The following is a 16,970-nucleotide window of genomic DNA, read 5'->3' on the forward strand; positions in this document are numbered from 1 at the left end:
CCGCTCACGTTACCACCGAGCGCGCGCCGTAGAGCTTGATACAGCGACGGTAACGTGAGCGGTCGGCGAGATCGCGGCTATCCCAGCTGGCCGGGATGGAGGACGCGGGAGAGGAAATCCTTCGTCCGCTGCTCGGCCGGGTTGCCGATGACGTCCTTGGCAGGTCCAGCCTCGACGACGACTCCGCCGTCCATGAAGACCACGCGGTCAGCGACCTGCCGGGCGAACTCCATCTCGTGGGTGACGACGACCATCGTCATTCCCGCCTCGGCGAGGTTGCGCATGACCTGGAGGACGTCACCGACGGTCTCCGGATCCAGCGCCGAAGTCGGCTCGTCGAAGAGCATGACATCGGGGTCCATGCTCAGGGCCCGGGCGATCGCGACCCGCTGCTGCTGACCACCGGACAGCGATCCCGGCTTGGCCTCCATCTTCTCGGAGAGCCCGACCTTCGCGAGGTTCGCTTCGGCGACCTTATTCGCCTCGGCCTTCGAACGCCCCAGGACCTTCGTCTGCGCGATCGTGAGGTTCTCACGCACGGTGAGGTGGGCGAAGAGGTTGAAGGACTGGAAGACCATGCCGATGCGGGTGCGGGCGGCGTCGATGTCGAGATCGAGGTCGGTCATGTCCATGCCGTCGACGACGATCGAGCCGCCGGTGGGTGTTTCGAGTGTGTTGATGCAGCGCAGCATCGTCGACTTGCCGGAGCCCGAGGGCCCGATGACGCAGACGACCTCGCCCTTGTCGACGTCGAGGCTGATGTCGGTGAGGACCTGGTTCGTTCCGAAGCTCTTCTGGAGGTTGCGGATGGCGATGATCGGGGTTGTGGTCGCGCGCGCCGAGGCGGTGGGGACATTCATCATTTCACTCCAGAATCTGCGGAACCGTACTTCTTCTCCAACACCCGCGACAGGTACGACAGCGGAACCGTGATGATGAGGTAGCACAGTGCGATGACGATGAAGGGTGTGAGGTTGGCGGTGTTGACGATCTCGGCGCGGCCGAGTGCCGCGAGCTCACGGCCGTCGACCGAGGAGCCGAGGATATAGGCCAGCGACGAATCCTTCGCGAGCAGGATGAGTTCGTTGGTCAGAGGCGGCAGGATGATACGCATCGCCTGTGGCAGAACGATCGTGAACATCGCTCGCGAGGAGGACATGCCGAGAGACCGGGCGGCTTCGATCTGCCCCTTCGGCACCGCCTGGATGCCGGCGCGGATGGTTTCGGCCATGTACGCCGAGGACACGAGGCCGAGAGCGATCATGATGACGACGAGCTGCGGCAGGTTGAATCCGGGAAAGGCCACAGGCATGCCGAATCCCAGAACGAGGAAGACGACGAGGGCCGGGAGTCCGCGGAAGAACTCGATGTAGATCGTCGCGAGCCACCGGTAGACGCCGACCGAGGACAGGCGCATGAGCGCGACGAACAAGGCGATGACAAGGCCGAGAGCGAAGCCGAGGAACGTGTAGATCACGGTGTTCTTCAAGGCCATCGTAATGACGTCGGGGAACATGCCCGTGGCGATGTCGGCCCGTCCGAACGTGTCGATGAGTGTCGGCCAGTCGGCGAAGATCGCAATGAGGATCGCGATGATGACGAGGACGGCGTACTGGATGCCGCGGGAGAGCTTCGCCTTCTGGCGCTTGCTCATCTTCGCTTTCGGGGTGGCGGTGGCGACGGGGACGGCGGGGCCGGTCGGGCGGCCGTCCTCTGACGCGGAGGGAACTGACATGGTTGTCCTTCGAAGACTGTGGCGGGGATGTCCGCCGGGATGCGTGCCGTGAGAGACGGAAGAGACTCAGGCAGGCCGGTCGATTTCAGCCGAACGGGCGGCCCGCTGCAACGACAGATCGCAGCAGGCCGCCCATTCGCAGGCAATCACTTCGGAGCGTCGCCGAACCACTTCTCGTAGATCTTGTCGTACTCGCCGTTGTCCTTGATCTCCTTGATCGTGTCGTCCACGGCCTTCTTCATCTCGGTGTTGCCCTTCTTCATCGAGATGCCGTAATGCTCATCGGTCTTGATATCGAAGCCGATCGCAAAGCCTTTGTTCTCGTTGTTGTAGTTGTACAGCACACCATTGTCATTGATGACGGCATCGACCTGACCGGTCTTGAGCGCTTCGAGCGAGAGCGGCAGATCTTCATATGTGATGACCTCGGAGTCTTTGAAGTGCTCCTCGGCGTAGTCGAGGCCGGTGGTGCCTGACTGTGCACCGACCTTGAAGTCCTTGAGCCCGGCCTCATCCTCCGCGGTTTTGTCATCCTTCGTCAGAATCGCCTGGTTCGCGTCGAAGTACGGCTCGGAGAAGTCCGTGGCTTCTTCACGTTCGGGGGTGATCGTCGTCGCCGCTGCAGCCACGTCACATTTGTTCTGGTTGAATTCCGCACCCGAGGTGATCGTCTCGAACGAGGTGTTGATGATCTCCTGCTCGACACCGAGCTTCTTCGCCACGGCGTCGACGATGTCGACATCGAAGCCGACGACCTCGCCGTCCTTCTCGAACTGGAAGGGCTGGTAGGACAGATGGGTGCAGGTGGTCAGCTTGCCTTCCTTGACCAGGGGCACCCCGCCCTCGGCGGTCGCTGCAGGTTCGGAATCGCCTCCGCCGCAGGCGGACAGGGCGAGCATGGCGCCGACGGCCGCAATGGCCAGACTCGAGCGTCGTTTCATGGTTCCTCCAGGGGATCGGTGACAGGTGAGTCACGTTCGCGGTTCGCTCTGACGTTGAAGTCTGAGCAGTGTCTGCGAGGAATCCTACCGTGAACTGGGTCACACTCATGTCGAATCGATGATCGCCGAGGTGGTTGTGACGAAATCGTAGTGTTGCCGTGTATGCGGGTGACCGGCCTGAGCCGCCGGCCGCGGTCGCGAAAGGGCCCGACCGACGACAACGTCGGTCGGGCCCTCGGGGCGTTGGTCGAGCTCGGCAGCCTCAGCTGAGCTGATCCTCCATGTCGATCTCCGAGGTGTCCTTGGCCAGCCACAGGGCGATGATCGTAAGGATCGCTGCGGCGATGATGTAGAGGCCGCAGTAGACGATCGAACCTCCTTCGGCCTGCCACAGAGCGACCATGGCGAACGGTGCGGGACCGGCCCCGATGACGCTGGACATGTTGTACGAGATCGCCGATCCGGTGTAGCGGACGTTGGCGGGGAAGAGCTCCGGCAGGTACGCGGCCATCGGGCCGAAGGTCAGGCCCATGAGGATGAAGCCGACGATGAGGCCGATGATGACTCCCGGGGTGCCGGCATTGAACAGGGCATTGACGACGAGCCCGTAGGCGGCGATGAGCACGGTCACACCGAGCAGCATCTTCCGCCGACCCAGCTTCTCGGCCAATGGTCCGGAGACGACGGTGAAGATTCCGAAGAAGACGACTCCGATAATGAGATAGGTGAGGAACTCGTTCTTCGTGTACCCCAGCCCCGCGACGAAGCCTGCGGGATCGAAGGAATTCCCTGCCGCCTCGGCGAGGGACTGCGCCTGTTCCGGGGTGGCCGGCGAGGTGCCGTAGGTGAGGGTGAACGCGGTCATGAAGTAGAAGATCACGTAGGTCGCGAGCATGATGAAGGTGCCGAGGATGAGCGGCTTCCAGCTCGTGGCGAAGACCCGTCCGAGCGGGGCCTTCGAGATCTGCTGCTTCTGCGCGACGAGCTGGAACGCCGGGGTCTCCATGAGCGACATGCGCACGTAGAGGCCGACGGCCACGAGCAGTGCCGAGAGCAGGAACGGGATGCGCCAGCCCCAGGCGAGGAACGCCTCGGGGGAGGTCCAGGTGCCGAGTGCGACGAAGAGCAGGTTCGCGATGATGAAGCCGACGGGTGCGCCGAGCTGAGGGAACGTGCCCCAGATGGCGCGCTTGCCCTTCGGGGCATTCTCGGTGGCCAGCAGGGCCGCGCCCGACCATTCGCCGCCGAGGCCGACACCCTGGCAGAAGCGCAGGAGGACGAGGAACAGCGGCGCGAGGACGACCCAGCCCGGGGTGCTGGCGGTCGGGAGCAGGCCGATGAGGAAGGTGCCGATGCCCATGATGAGCAGGGAGGCGATGAGCGTCTTCTTCCGGCCGATGCGGTCACCGAAGTGACCGAAGATGATCGAGCCGAGGGGGCGGGCGACGAAGGCGACGCCGAAGATCGCGAACGAGCTCAGCAGCTGAGTCGTCGATGTCTGGTTGGGGAAGAAGAGAGCCGGGAAGACCAGCGAGGAGGCCGTGGCGTAGGCGTAGAAATCGAAGAACTCGATCGTGGTGCCGACCATCGAGGCGGTCAGGACCTTGCCGCGGGTGTTGTTCTTCCGAGTCGCCGCGATGGCGTCGTCGACTTCGGTTGCCGAGGAGGGATTCTCCGGCTGTGTTTGGGTGGACATGGTGGTGGTGCTCCGCTGTTTCGTGAGTGCAGGCACGGGCGGGTGGTCCGTGCCAATGGAAAAGGCCGTCGGCGCTGTGTCAGGCACAGCGTCGACGGCGACGAATAGACACTACGCCCGTCTCACAAAACGCGATATCCGAGTCTCACTAATTGGGATTACTAGGTGGTCGAAGTGTTCTGGACGACTCAGACCGGCGGTCAGTCCGCGGTCGAGACCTGCGTGATCGTCACTTTCTCCTTGGGCGCTCCATCGCCGGCGCCGGAGTCCGTGCCCTTGGCCGCGATGTCGGCGACGGTCTTCGTGCTCTTCTCGTCCAGCTGTCCGAACACCGTGTAGTCGGGCGGCAGCGAGCTGTCATCGTAGACGACGAAGAACTGGGAGCCGTTCGTATCGGGACCAGAGTTCGCCATGGCCAGAGTCCCTGCCGGGTAGGTCTCGGAACCATCGAGCTCATCCGGGAACGAGTATCCGGGACCGCCCGAGCCGGTACCCGTGGGGTCACCGCACTGGAGGACGAAGATGCCTTCGGTGGTCAGTCGGTGGCAGTCGGTGTCGTCGAAGTACTTCTGCGCGGCCAGCGACAGGAAGCTGTTGACTGTGCACGGTGTGCGGTCGGCATCGAGAGTCACTGCGAGGTCCCCGACGTTCGTTGCGATGGTGGCGTCGACAGTGCCCTTCGCCTCCGGTTCCTCTGCCGGTGCCTCGACCTCCTTCGCGCCGGACTGCGAATCGGCGGGGTACGAGCAGGTGCCCGCTGCGGAGCCGCTGGAATCACCCTCGGAATCAGACGATCCGCATCCGCTCAACAGCAGAAGAGCGAGGACGGCGAAGGCGGCCAGTGTCAGCACAACGGCTGGCTGAGGACGACGGGTCAGGACATGAGAGTGACTCTGTGCGAGGTGATCCATGCGTTCATCGTATCGGCACTTTCACCGAGAAACGGGCGCGGCGTCGAGACACGGGCGTGCGCACGCGTTTCTCGACACGCAGCCCGTTTCTCGGCGCGGCCTGGGACTCAGGTCTCGACGGAGGTGCGGGTGCTCGGGTCGGGGGAGCCGCCTCGGCGCAGGAAGATCGCAACGGAGATGACGACGAGCCCGGACAGGCACAGGCCCACGCCCACCCAAGCCGGTGCACGATAGCCGAGCCCGGCGGTGATGACGATTCCGCCGAGCCACGCGCCGAGGGCATTGGCGAGGTTGAAAGCGGCGTGGTTCATGGCCGCGGACAGGCTCGGGGCGTCATGGGATTCGCGGAACAGCCGCATCTGCAGGGCCGTGGTGATCATGGACCCGGAGATGCCGATGAGGAAGAGGGCGATGATCGCAATCGCGGCGATGTGGGTGAAGGCGCCGAAGGCGGCGAGCACGAGAGCCGAGAGGATCATGCCGCCGGTGGCCGAACGTTCGATGGACTTGTCGACCAGAGGGCCTGCGATCAGCGAACCTGCGGTCATGCCCAGGCCGTAGACGGCGAGCACCCACGGGATCGCGACGCCGGGGACGCCGGCGACGTCGGTCATCGTCGGGGTGATATAGGTGTAGACGGCGAACATGCCGCCGAAGCCGACGGAGCCTGCGACGAGGGTGAGGATGATCTGGACGCGGCCGAGCGCCTTGATCTCGCCTCGGGCCGAGGGAACCTCACCGGCTCCGACACTGACGCGCGGCACGGCGATGACGACCATGATGACGGTGAGCACTCCCAGGCCGGCGACGAGAGCATAGGCGCTGCGCCACCCGAACAGATTGCCCAGGGCCGCGGCGAAGGGCACACCGAAGATGTTCGCGATCGTCAGGCCGAGCATCACCCGCGACATGGCTCGGCCGCGGCGGTTGGCCGGGACGAGGGAGGCGGCGACGACGGCTCCGATGCCCAGATAAGCTCCGTGCGGCAGGCCGGAGACGAAGCGTGCGATGTTGAACAGCCCGGCCGTCGGCGCGAGCATCGAGGCGAGGTTGCCCAGAGCGAAGAGCCCCATCAGGCACAGGAGCAGCAGCTTGCGATCCATGTGTGCTGCGATGGTGGTGATCAGCGGCGCGCCGACGACGACGCCGATGGCGTAGAACGACACCGCATGCCCGGCCTGGGGGACTGTGATGCCCAGCTCCTCGGCGATCATCGGCAGCAGGCCCATGGTCGCGAATTCGGTCACCCCGATGGCGAAGGCGCCGATCGCCAGGGCGAAGACAGCGAACTTGTAGACTCCGCGGGAGACCGGGGCATCACTCATGGGGCTCCTTCAGGGCAGGCGAGATCGGGGAGGCAACCGCACCAGCCTATTGTCGATCGGCGCTGCCCGGTAGTCCTGAGGACGCATTGTGACGATTCGAACAGCCTCAGTCGGCGTTCTCCTCGGCTTCGTATTCGGCCAGGGCCCGAGAGGCGACGGAGAAGGCGGTGTTCGCGCTCGGCACGGAGCAGTAGATCGCCGACTGGAGGAGGACCTCCTTGATCTCGTCGCGGGTGAGCCCGTTGCGCAGCGCGGCCTTGACGTGCATCGCCAATTCGGCTTCGTGGCCTCCGGCGATCATCGCCGTGAGCGTGATCGCCGAGCGCATGCGACGTTCGAGCCCGGGCCGGGTCCAGATCTCTCCCCACGCGTAGCGGGTGATGAGGTCCTGGAAGTCGCTCGTGAAGTCGTCGACCTTCGCGTTCGCGCGGTCGACATGGGCATCGGAGAGCACCTGCCGCCGCACAGTCATTCCGGCTTCACGGACCTCGTCGCGGCTGGCCTCTCGCGGACCGGAGGCGGTGGGCAGGTCGGCCGGCGAATCGCTCGCGGCAGTTGCGCCCGCACCGCCGGTGCCGCCGGCCCCTGCACCGAGGCCCTTGCCTTGCAGGAAGTCGGCGAGCAGGCCCGCGGTCACGACCGGAGCCTCGGCCGGGACGAGATGGGCGGCACCGTCGATGACCTCGAGCAGCGCCCCGGGAACATCACCTGCGATCTCGGCGAGTTTCGTCGCCGGAGTCGGCTGGTCCTGAGAGCCCGCGACGGCCAGCAGGGGACGCGTGATCTCGGGCAGTCGTGCGCGGACATCGAAGTCGGCCAGCGCGTAGCAGAGAGCAGCATAGGAGAAGCGGTCGGCGTCTTGCAGCGAGTGGAGGAGCGCGGCCGAGGCATCCGGTTCCCGGTCCATGAACCCTTCACCGAACCAGCGCTGTGCCGAACCGATGACCTGCGTCGGGGTGCCCGAGGTCGCCACCGTCTGGGCGCGTTCCTCCCACGCTGTCGCCTCACCGATCTTCGCGCCCGTGCAGAAGACGGCGATGCGGCCGAAGCGGTCGCCGTGGTCGAGTGCCAGCTGCAGGGCGGTGGCGCCGCCGATCGAATCTCCGGCGAGGTCGACGGGAGCGCCGGGCGCGGCCACATCGGGAAGGACCCGGTCCAGGGTGGCAAGGACCGCCTCGGCGAGGTCGGACATCGTGATCCGCGGGGCCACCGACGTCCCTGCGGGGACGTCGATCGGAGCCGAGCGACCGTGACCGGGCAGGTCGATGCCGATGACCGTCGTCTCCGGGCTGAGCGCGGTCAGCTCGGTGGCGGCCTGCTGCCACAGGGCGGCCGCGGAGGTGCCCAGCGAGGGCAGGACGACGAGCACCCGGGCGTCGTCAGCGGGGGCGGCGGGGGCGGCAAGAACGGATGCGGTGAGGTCCATGGGTGTCACTTTCTTCGGTCGGTTCTCAAGTCGAAATGCGGGTCTCAGTCGAAGGTCGGCAGGTCGATCTCCTGCGGTCCGGAGCTGTTGATGGTCGCCAGGATGGTGCGGCGGATGTCCTCGGCCTCGCCGAGGTAGGACTCGGGGGTGAAGATCTCCTCGATTCCGTCGTCGTCGCCGATCTCTGCTCGGAGTGCGGCGACGGGGTCGGATCCGGGGGCGATGATGGCTGCGCGGGTGTCTTTGTCGATCCGGTCGCCGAAGACGATGCCGAGCTTCTCCCCGTAGATCCCGGGCGAGGCGGCATCGAGGTTCGCGCGCATGGCCTCGGGGTCGACCTGCAGGCCCGCGATCATCTCGTCGAGGATGATCAGCGAGGAGATCGCCAGGGTCATGAGCTCGGACAGGGCCGGCCATTCGGCATGCCAAGCGCCGTCGGAGCGTTCTTCGACGGCTTCGGCCGCGGCCGTGGTCAGCGTCGACAGCGATCCAGGCACGCGCATTCCGTTGCGGTGGAGCAGCACCGCCGAAGTGGGATTCGACTTGTGCGGCATCGTCGAGGATCCGCCGGTCGACGTCAGGGACAGCTCACCGATCTCGGGGCGCACGCCGATGAGGACGTCGCGCGCGATGGAAGCTCCGACGGTGACGCATTGGGCCAGATGGGAGCCCCAGGAGAGGATGCGGACGCGGTCGGTGTGCCAGGGGACGGGTATCTGGGTGAGCGCCGCATCGGGACCGACCATCTGCATGTGGAATTCGCGCAGCAGGGAGTCGGTGGATTCGCCGGCGAACCAGCGGATCGCGGCACGGGTGCCAGCGGCCCCGCCGACCTGCACATAGTCGACGTAAGGTGCCTGGCCTTGGACTTCATTGACCTCCGCGGCCCAGGCCGCGGCTTTGAGGCCGAAGGTCGTCGGCAGCGCCGGCTGAGTCAGTGTGCGGGCCAGGCACAGGGTCGTCGCATGAGCATCGGAGAGTTCGACGAGGGAGGCGCCGATGACTTCGAGCCTGGCCTGCATCTGCCGCACGACGCGGGAGACGAGCAGGCCGATGGCCGTATCGATGACGTCTTGGCTGGTCAGCCCCCGGTGCAGGCATCGCGCGGCGTCGGGGGAGAGCCGGGAGCGGACGAGCGCGAGGAACGGGATGAGCGGGTTGCCGCCGGCCTCGGCGGCCTCGCCCAGGGACTCGAGTTCGGTGTGATCGTCCGTGAGCGTGCGGATCGTGGCATCGATGGCGGCGGCCACCTCGGCGCGGATCTCCGCCGACACCAGCCCCACCCGTCCCTGCGCGACGATCCACGCGGTCTCGACTTGGCCGATCGCAGTGATGAACGCGGCGTCGTCGATGGCTTCGGAACCGCGCAGATCGCCGGGGGCGAAGAGGAACCGGGTGTGGGCGGTGTCGGTCATGTTGCGTCAGTCCTCATGGCTGGGGAAACGGAGGAAGGGAGTTTCCTCCTCACCCTGCAACCGTATGTCGAAGTGCAGCGATCCGTCAGCCCCCCGAGCGGCGATGAGGCGGGCGCGCTCGTCCTCGTCGAGGGAGGACAGCAGCGGGTCGGCGGCCAGGGCCGCGGTGTCCTCGGGCAGATAGATGCGGGTGAACAGTCGGTTGAGCAGACCCCGAGCGAAGATGACGACGCTGATGAAGGGTGCCTTGCCCGCCTCGGTGGGGCCGGGATCGACCGTGGAGAAGCTGAACTCGCCTTCCGGGTCGACGGCGGCGCGGCCGAAGCCGGTGAAGGTGAAGCCGTTGCGGCGAAGCGAGCCTGTCTCTCGGGGGACGACGCCGTGCTCATCGGGCTGCCAGATCTCGAGGATGGCATCGGGGACCCGGTCGCCGGCTCCGTCATAGACGGTTCCGGTCAGCTGCACGGCGCGAGCCGAGCCGGGCGGGACGAGCTCATTGTCGTGATCGAACGGCAGCGCATAGCCGTAGAACGGGCCGACGGTCTGGCCCGGGGTCGGAGTGAGATCAGGGGTCGTGGGAGTGTCAGTCATCGTCCTCTTCTTCCATCCAGGTCCGGTTGGCGCCGGTGAGCACGATGTCCCAGTTGTATCCCATGAGGAATTCGTGCTCGGTGATGTTGTGGTCATAGGTCGCCACGAGGCGGTCTCGGGCCTTTTGGTCGGTGATCGACTGGTAGATCGGGTCGAGCGCGAAGAGCGGGTCCCCGGGGAAGTACATCTGGGTGATCATCCGCTGCGTGAACTCGGACCCGAAGAGCGAGAAGTGGATGTGGGCCGGTCGCCAGGCGTTGTGGTGGTTCTTCCACGGGTAGGGGCCCGGTTTGATCGTCGTGAACGAATAGGAGCCGTCGTCGTCGGTCAGGGTGCGGCCGACGCCGGTGAAGTTCGGGTCGATCGGGGCCGGGTGCTGGTCGCGTTTGTGGATATAGCGTCCGGCCGAGTTCGCCTGCCAGATCTCGACGAGCTGACCCCGCACGGGGCGTCCTTCGCCGTCGAGGACCCGGCCCGTGACGCGGATGCGCTCGCCGATGGGTTCTCCGTCGGCCTGGATCGTCAGGTCGGATTCGAGGGTGCCGATGTCCCGGTGCCCGAAGGCGGGGGAGAAGAGCTCGATCGTCTCGGGGTCGGTGTGGCGGGGATCTTTTGTCGGGTGGCGCAGGATCGATGACCGGTAGGGCCGGTAGTCCAGGCGCGGCTGGGTCTCGGGCTTCTTGCCGCCGGCGACGTCCTGTGTGTACTGCGCTTCGATGCCGTCGATCTCGGCGGACAGCGTCGCCTGGGATTCGGCGGCGTCGTCGGGGCCTTTCACGGTCTGATCGTCGGTGTCCGAGGACTGGTGCTGACTCATCGTCGAACCTTTCTTCGTCTCTTCGTCGGTTGACATCGTGGTGGGGTCGGTGGGGTTACGGCTCAGCCGTGGGGCCGGCCGGTGTAGCACTCGGCCAGGTAGCGGCGACCGTGGTCGGATTCGAGGATGGACCGGAGTTCGCCGAGGCTGCGTTTCGTTTCGAAGGCATCCTGAGTCGGGTCGGTGTGGAGCATCCGTGTCATCTGGTACGAGAAGTTCTGAGCCTTCCAGACGCGTTTGGTCGCGGTCTGCGAATAGCCGGCCAGCGCCTCGGCGTCGGAATCCTTGAGCGCCGAGATGAGGGCCGGTGCGAGCACGGCGACGTCGGCGAAGGCGAGGTTGAGGCCCTTCGCCCCGGTCGGTGGGACGGTGTGGGCGCTGTCGCCGGCGAGGAACATCGAGCCGTGCTGCATCGGCTCGGTCACGGCCGAGCGGAAGGGCAGCACGGTCTTGTCGAAGATCGGCCCGGTCTTGAGTTCGAAGCCGTCGGGGCCGTCGACGCGGGCCTGGAGTTCGGTCCAGATCCGATCGTCGGACCAGTCGGTCACGTCGGTGTCGGGGGAGGCCTGGAAGTACATGCGCTGGACGTCATCGGAGCGCTGGGAGATGAGTGCGAAGCCGCGTTCGGAGCGGGAGTAGATGAGGACTTCGTGGCTGGGCGGGGCTTCGCAGAGGATGCCGAACCAGGCGAATGGGTACTCGTGGAAGAAGCGCTGCCGGGTGCCGTCGGGGATCATCGAGCGGCACGGTCCGCGGGAGCCGTCAGCGCCGACGACGTAGCGGGCGTCGATGCGCAGCTCGTCGCCGTCTGAGGTGGTCGCGGTGACCCACGGGCGGTCGGTTTCGATATCGCCGAGGCGGGTGTCCGTGACCGAATAATAGGTGGGGCGACCGGTCCGTTCGCGGGCGGCGGAGAGGTCGACGAAGATCTCGTTCTGCGGATAGAGCCAGACGGATTCGCCGACGAGTTCGGGGAAATCGAAGTGGTTCGAGGAGCCGTTGACTCGGATGTCGATGCCGTCGTGGCGGTGCCCGTCCGAGTGGACGCGGGATTCGACGCCTGCAGCCTCGAGCATGCGCACCGATCCTGCTTCGAGGATGCCGGCGCGGTGGGTGTGGGCGATGTCGTCGCGGCTGCGGTTGTCGATGACGACGGATTCGATGCCTGCATTGTGCAGCAGGTGCGCGAGCATGAGTCCCGCGGGTCCGGCTCCGACGATCGCAACGTCTGTCTGAAGTTGTGCCACCTTGGCCTCCTTGCCTTCTGTCTTCTCAACAGTGTGCTCCCAGTCACGGACACGAAGCGATGGCGTTCTCAATGAATGGGAGTCAGGCGCTTCTGGAGGCGCGATAGCGCGGGCCGGTCTGAGAGCGCTGAGGTGGCCGCTTGGTAACCATTCAATAACAGATAATAGAAGTGGTTTCTAAAAGTATCTGTAAAGTAATTCAGCAGTCACAATGAAGTCATTACCCGCTTCATTTCTTTGTGACCTTGGCGCTGGTGCGCCGCAGAACAGAGGCGCTGATGCGCCGCAGATGAGGAGTCATTGTGACGACAACCAAGACGCGTTCGCGCAAATTCAAAGCCATCCTCGCCGGTGGCATCGTCCTCGGCGTCGGCGCTGCCGTGACGCTGGCGGCCTGGACCGACAATGAGTGGGCTGAAGGCACCTTCGGTGCCGGCTCGTTCAACGTTCAGGGCAGCACCAATGGAACCGACTTCGCCGATCATGAGAGCAGTGACGGTGCCGCGGCCTTGACCTTCGACCTCGACGGCGGGAACAACATGTCGCCCGGCGATACCGTGGCGGCACCTTTCGTGCTGCGCCTCGACGGACCGACGAGCTATGACTCGACCGTCGCTCTCACCTCGGCAGCAGGTGGCGGGGACAACGCTGCGGCGCTGACCTACGCGATCGTTCAGGTCGCCTCGGTAGGGGACTGCTCGGCCACCGCAGAGGGCACGTCGATTGTGCCCGAGGGAACGGCGCTGGACTCGACCGCGGGAGCTGCTGATTTCAACCTCTCCGCGGGCGCAGACACTGCGACCGGCGACCCGGTCACTCTGTGCTTCCAGGTCACTGCCGGCGACTCGCTGGAGCAGGGGCAGAACACCACTGCGCAGTGGGGGTTCACCGCGACCTCGGCTGAATGATCACGCAGACCTGATTCATGCCTTTCCACTTCTCGTCGCTTCGCAGGCTCTTCTCGACCGGGCGGGTGCCTGATGATGCCCGCCCGGTCAGTCGACGGCAGATGCGCGCGCGGCGCCAGCTGCGAGGCCGCCGCATCAAGGCGATTCTCGCTGGCGGCCTCGTCTTCGGCGTGGGCGCGACGGCCACGGTCGCCGCGTGGACGGACATTGAATCCGCTGACGGGTCGTTCGAGGCCGGGACGTTCAATATCGAGCTGTCGATCGATGATCAGTGGACCAGCACCAATGAGATGACCTTCGATTCCGCGCCGATGTTTCCGGGGTCGAAGGTCTACGCCCCCGTGTTCGCGCGAACCAGTCCAGACACGTCCATCGCTGGTGCACTCACAGTCAGGGGCAACGGAATCGACAGCCTGAACGCCATGGCCGGCGCACTGAAGTATCGGGCGGTGACTCAGAACATTTCCGCAGGCGACGTCTCCGGGTTCGCCTGTGGTGCCGGGAACTTCAACGGCTCGGCGACCTATGTGTTCGGCGGGGAGTCGAGCACCGTGGCATTGACGACTGCGAATACCAGCACCAATGAGCCGACTCTCGAGGCTGCCAGTGCCTCGATCCAGGCCTATTGCTTCGAAGTGAGCCTGCCGAGTGATGCCTCGACCAACGCGCAGGGACAGTCGGCAACTCACACCTGGACGTTCGACGCCGAGTCCGTCGCGCCGGAGAACTGACCATGGCGGCGAAGGACAGCGTGGGTTCATGGCTGGGCGGGGCCGTGCTCAACATCCTCGCTGTTCTCGGCGTGGTCTGCATCGTGCTCGTCATCCTCAGCTTCGTGTTCAACGTGTCGATCATCATGTTCAAGACCGGGTCGATGAGTCCGACGATCCCGGCCGGATCGGCCTCTCTCGTTCGTGAGATCCCCGCAAAGGACATGAAGGCCGGCGACATCGTCACCGTCGATCGCGGTGAGAAGGTCCTGCCGGTGACCCACCGCGTCACCGAGATCCAGAGCATTGACGACTCCACCGGTGCCGTGTCCTTTGAGATGAAGGGCGACGCGAACTCCGAGAAAGACCCTGACCCCTACACCGCCGAGACCGTCCGGACGGTGATGTTCTCCGTCCCCGGGGTCGCTCCTATCCTTCAACAGTGGCGCAATCCGCTCCTGCTCGGCGGCATCACGGTCGCGGCGAGCCTCCTCGTCGTGTGGGCCTTCTGGCCACGCCGAGAAGAGGAAGACGACGACGCCCTCGCCGAGGCAACCCGCCCCCGTGCGCGGTCACCGCGGCATGCCATCGCATTGCCGGTGGTGGTGGCCGTTGCCGTCGGAGGGCACGCAGTGCCGGGGACATCGTTCGCCGAGGATGTCCTCGGCGCAGGTGCGGACCACGACGTGTCCGCGTCGGCAGAAACGACGGACGACATCCTGCGTATGCGTGATTACGGCGATGTCGAGAAGATGGGCAATCTCGGGCCAGGGGCATCGGTGAAATGGACGGTCGATATCTGGGCTGATGCTCCCGAAGCCGGGAATATAACGGTCTCGATCGGGTCTGGAGTGTCGACTGAGGCTTTGGCCGATTCGCTGTTCATCGACGTGCGGTCATGCAAGATGACCGAAGCGGAAGCCCCGTGTCCGACCGGCTCGGAACTGCTGGCCAGCGGGATGTTGCTCAGCGAATTGGAGTCCGCAGCCGACGGAGGGCGCAAGCTGTTGGACATGGACAGCGAGGACTCTCGCCGAGTCGAAGTGACCGCTGCTCTCGACGCCGAGGCCGATGGTCAGGCGGTTGCTGGTGCCACGGCAGGGGTGCGTGTGCTCGCTGAAGGCCTTGGCGACGAGGTCTCGACGGGGCCCGGAGATCCGGGTGACCCCAGTGATCCTTCTGCGCCAGATGATTCTGATTCCGATGGTGACGGATCTGGTGATCTCCCGCGGACCGGAATCGACGGTTGGCAGTGGATTCTGCTCGCTGCGTTCCTGCTCGTGGTCACTGGTTCGGCAATCGTCTCGAGAACGCGGAAATCGAGGGTGTCATGACAGGCAGAACTTCGCCGCGGCCATCATGGAAACGGGCCCGTCTGCTGTTGGGGGTCGTCGCCTTGCTCGCCCTCGTCGCGGGTCCGGTCGCGGTCAACGGCACGCTCGCCGGGTGGACTGATTCGAAGACGAGCCAGGGGGATCTGAGCGCGGCAAAAATCCCTGCTCCGGAACTGACTCAAGACTGCCAATTCCGTCCCGGCGTGCTCGGCCTGGGTGCTCGCGTGCGGATCTTCTGGCGGCTGCCCGATGGCTATCAGCTCGACGACATCGTCGTGAAAGCGTCGACGAGCGGACTCGGATCGGTCCTAGCGCCGTTGGCCGGATTCAACTTGAGCGGGAACACCACCTCAAGTGGCAATGGCACATATACGACGGACGTGCCCGCCAACCTCCTAGGCGGCCTGCTGGGTCTGGGGAGTGAGCTGGAGATCGCCTTCGTCGTTGAACACGAGAGCGGCTGGCAGTCGGATGCCGCCGCTGTGGCGAGCAATGCAGGACTGATAGCCGGAATCGGCGGGAACTGTCGCAATCTGACTTCCTAGCATCCTCCCCGGTTGACTCGCCCCGGATTGTTGAGCAAAATGGGCAACTGTTGTGTTCGTCCGCGAACCTGCCGTGAACAGAAAGCAGCTCAATGATCATCACCGGACTCATCGTCGGCCTCGTCCTCGGATTCGTCCTCCAGCGTGGGCGCTTCTGCGTGACCGGGGCTTTCCGCGACCTCTCCCTGACGGGGAACACGCGCTGGTTCTCAGCCCTCATCGTCCTCATCGCCGTCCACTCCATCGGCTTGTTCCTGCTCAACAGCTTCGGGGTCATCAGTCTTGAGGCCACACCGTTCCCGTGGTTGGCCTCGATCGTCGGCGGACTGATCTTCGGCTTCTCCATCGTCTTCGCCGGAGGCTGTGCGACGGGCACCTATTACCGAGCGGGTGAAGGACTCGTCGGCAGCTGGTTCGCCCTCATCTTCTACGCGCTGTTCTCCGCTGTTATGAAGCTCGGCCCTCTCGCCGGCTTCACCGACGGAATCCGCTCGATCACCCTGGACAACGGCACCCTGCAGGCGAGCACCGGGCTGAGTCCCTGGGTCTTCGTCGCCGTCATCTCAGCGATCGCCATCTGGCTGGCCGTCCATCACAATCGCAAACTCAAGGCCCCGATGGCTACCCTGCCGCCGCGCAAGACCGGCCTGGCGCACCTGCTCACCGAGAAGCGCTGGAACCCCTTCGCCACCGCCGTGGTCATCGGCATCATCGCCACGATCGCCTGGCCGCTCTCTGCCGCCACGGGCCGCAACTCCGGTCTGGGCATCACCACCCCCTCGGCGAACCTCACCGGGTTCCTCACCACCGGCGACACACAGCTCATCGACTGGGGTGTCATGCTCGTCATCGGCATCCTCGTCGGCTCCTTCATCGCCGCCAAGGCCTCCGGCGAGTTCCGGGTCCGCGTGCCGGACAAGGGCACGATCATCAAGTCGATCATCGGCGGAATCGGTATGGGCGTCGGCGCGGCCATCGCCGGCGGCTGCACCGTCGGCAACGCCATGGTCTCGACCGCCCAATTCGAATACCAGGGCTGGGTGTCCATGGTCTTCATGATCGCCGGCGCCGGAATCGCGGCGAAGGCCACCATCAAACCGAAGCAGTCGCAGGTCGCAGCGCCCGCGGCAGAAAGCAGGACAGTATGAAGCAAGTACTCGAAACCGACGGCCAGGTCTGCCCCTTCCCACTCGTCGAAGCCAAAGAAGCGATGAACGGTCTCACCGCCGGTGACGAACTCGTCATCAACTTCGACTGCACCCAGGCCACCGAGGCGATCCCGCAGTGGGCCGCCGAGAACGGCTACCCTGTCACCCACTTCGACCGGGTCACCGACGCCAGCTGGACCATCACCGTCCAGAAAGCCTGA

17 protein-coding genes and 1 pseudogene are annotated in these 16,970 nt (G+C 65.3%); 6 read left to right on the top strand and 12 right to left on the bottom strand.

From position 1 onward, the window contains the following. Nucleotides 1-77 precede the first annotated feature (77 nt). The 12 genes and pseudogenes from HF684_RS03995 to HF684_RS04045 all read right to left on the bottom strand — a co-directional run bounded on the left by HF684_RS03995 (nt 78) and on the right by HF684_RS04045 (nt 12,104). On the bottom strand, nt 78-860 hold the full coding sequence (locus tag HF684_RS03995; protein WP_282433916.1) for an amino acid ABC transporter ATP-binding protein: 783 nt from the start codon (nt 858-860) through the stop codon (nt 78-80). Next, entirely contained in the window at nt 860-1,654 is a 795-nt protein-coding gene (locus tag HF684_RS04000; protein ID WP_169253754.1) for an amino acid ABC transporter permease, read from the bottom strand. Before HF684_RS04000 ends, HF684_RS03995 begins: the two co-directional genes overlap by 1 nt. A gap of 227 nt (nt 1,655-1,881) precedes the next feature. Then, nucleotides 1,882-2,676, bottom strand: a complete 795-nt coding sequence (locus HF684_RS04005) for a basic amino acid ABC transporter substrate-binding protein (protein WP_169251447.1) — start codon at nt 2,674-2,676, stop codon at nt 1,882-1,884. Between the two features lie 262 nt (nt 2,677-2,938). Further along, nucleotides 2,939-4,372, bottom strand: a complete 1,434-nt coding sequence (locus HF684_RS04010; RefSeq protein ID WP_169251448.1) for an MFS transporter — start codon at nt 4,370-4,372, stop codon at nt 2,939-2,941. A 200-nt stretch (nt 4,373-4,572) separates the two neighbouring features. Next, the gene (locus tag HF684_RS04015) at nt 4,573-5,283 is read right to left on the bottom strand and encodes a peptidylprolyl isomerase (RefSeq protein ID WP_169251449.1); all 711 of its coding nucleotides are present in this window, start codon (nt 5,281-5,283) and stop codon (nt 4,573-4,575) included. A gap of 107 nt (nt 5,284-5,390) precedes the next feature. Continuing rightward, the gene (locus HF684_RS04020) at nt 5,391-6,608 is read right to left on the bottom strand and encodes an MFS transporter (RefSeq protein ID WP_169251450.1); all 1,218 of its coding nucleotides are present in this window, start codon (nt 6,606-6,608) and stop codon (nt 5,391-5,393) included. A 106-nt stretch (nt 6,609-6,714) separates the two neighbouring features. Beyond that, nucleotides 6,715-7,137 carry a 4-carboxymuconolactone decarboxylase gene (pcaC, locus tag HF684_RS18725; RefSeq protein WP_248279197.1) on the bottom strand — a complete coding sequence of 141 codons (423 nt, stop codon included), beginning with the start codon at nt 7,135-7,137 and terminating at the stop codon, nt 6,715-6,717. Between the two features lie 129 nt (nt 7,138-7,266). After that, nucleotides 7,267-8,034, bottom strand: a pseudogene (locus HF684_RS18730) (alpha/beta hydrolase); the annotation flags it as partial. A 44-nt stretch (nt 8,035-8,078) separates the two neighbouring features. After that, nucleotides 8,079-9,449, bottom strand: a complete 1,371-nt coding sequence (locus HF684_RS04030) for a lyase family protein (protein ID WP_169251452.1) — start codon at nt 9,447-9,449, stop codon at nt 8,079-8,081. A 6-nt stretch (nt 9,450-9,455) separates the two neighbouring features. After that, complete coding sequence (pcaG, locus tag HF684_RS04035; protein ID WP_169251453.1) at nt 9,456-10,040, bottom strand: protocatechuate 3,4-dioxygenase subunit alpha; 585 nt, start codon at nt 10,038-10,040, stop codon at nt 9,456-9,458. After that, nucleotides 10,033-10,857 (bottom strand): protocatechuate 3,4-dioxygenase subunit beta, encoded by an 825-nt coding sequence (pcaH, locus tag HF684_RS04040; protein WP_169251454.1) that lies wholly within the window; start codon nt 10,855-10,857, stop codon nt 10,033-10,035. Before pcaH ends, pcaG begins: the two co-directional genes overlap by 8 nt. Nucleotides 10,858-10,919: 62 nt before the next feature. Continuing rightward, nucleotides 10,920-12,104: a 4-hydroxybenzoate 3-monooxygenase gene (locus HF684_RS04045; protein ID WP_169251455.1), complete on the bottom strand. Its 1,185-nt coding sequence runs from the start codon at nt 12,102-12,104 to the stop codon at nt 10,920-10,922. Nucleotides 12,105-12,406: 302 nt separating this feature from the next. On the opposite strand from HF684_RS04045, the gene HF684_RS04050 reads away from it, so the two are divergent. The 6 genes from HF684_RS04050 (at nt 12,407) to HF684_RS04075 (ending at nt 16,970) form a co-directional block, all read left to right on the top strand. Further along, on the top strand, nt 12,407-13,012 hold the full coding sequence (locus tag HF684_RS04050; protein WP_169251456.1) for a SipW-dependent-type signal peptide-containing protein: 606 nt from the start codon (nt 12,407-12,409) through the stop codon (nt 13,010-13,012). A gap of 17 nt (nt 13,013-13,029) precedes the next feature. Beyond that, nucleotides 13,030-13,743, top strand: a complete 714-nt coding sequence (locus HF684_RS04055) for a SipW-dependent-type signal peptide-containing protein (protein ID WP_169251457.1) — start codon at nt 13,030-13,032, stop codon at nt 13,741-13,743. Nucleotides 13,744-13,763: 20 nt separating this feature from the next. Further along, entirely contained in the window at nt 13,764-15,056 is a 1,293-nt protein-coding gene (locus tag HF684_RS04060) for a signal peptidase I (RefSeq protein WP_248279104.1), read from the top strand. Between the two features lie 62 nt (nt 15,057-15,118). After that, a complete protein-coding gene (locus HF684_RS04065) occupies nt 15,119-15,601 on the top strand; it encodes a hypothetical protein (protein WP_169251459.1) in 483 nt (160 codons plus the stop codon). A gap of 92 nt (nt 15,602-15,693) precedes the next feature. Further along, nucleotides 15,694-16,749 (top strand): YeeE/YedE family protein, encoded by a 1,056-nt coding sequence (locus tag HF684_RS04070; RefSeq protein ID WP_169251460.1) that lies wholly within the window; start codon nt 15,694-15,696, stop codon nt 16,747-16,749. Beyond that, the gene (locus HF684_RS04075) at nt 16,746-16,970 is read left to right on the top strand and encodes a sulfurtransferase TusA family protein (RefSeq protein ID WP_169251461.1); all 225 of its coding nucleotides are present in this window, start codon (nt 16,746-16,748) and stop codon (nt 16,968-16,970) included. Before HF684_RS04070 ends, HF684_RS04075 begins: the two co-directional genes overlap by 4 nt.

This window comes from Brevibacterium sp. 'Marine' (assembly GCF_012844365.1).
Lineage (GTDB): Bacteria > Actinomycetota > Actinomycetes > Actinomycetales > Brevibacteriaceae > Brevibacterium.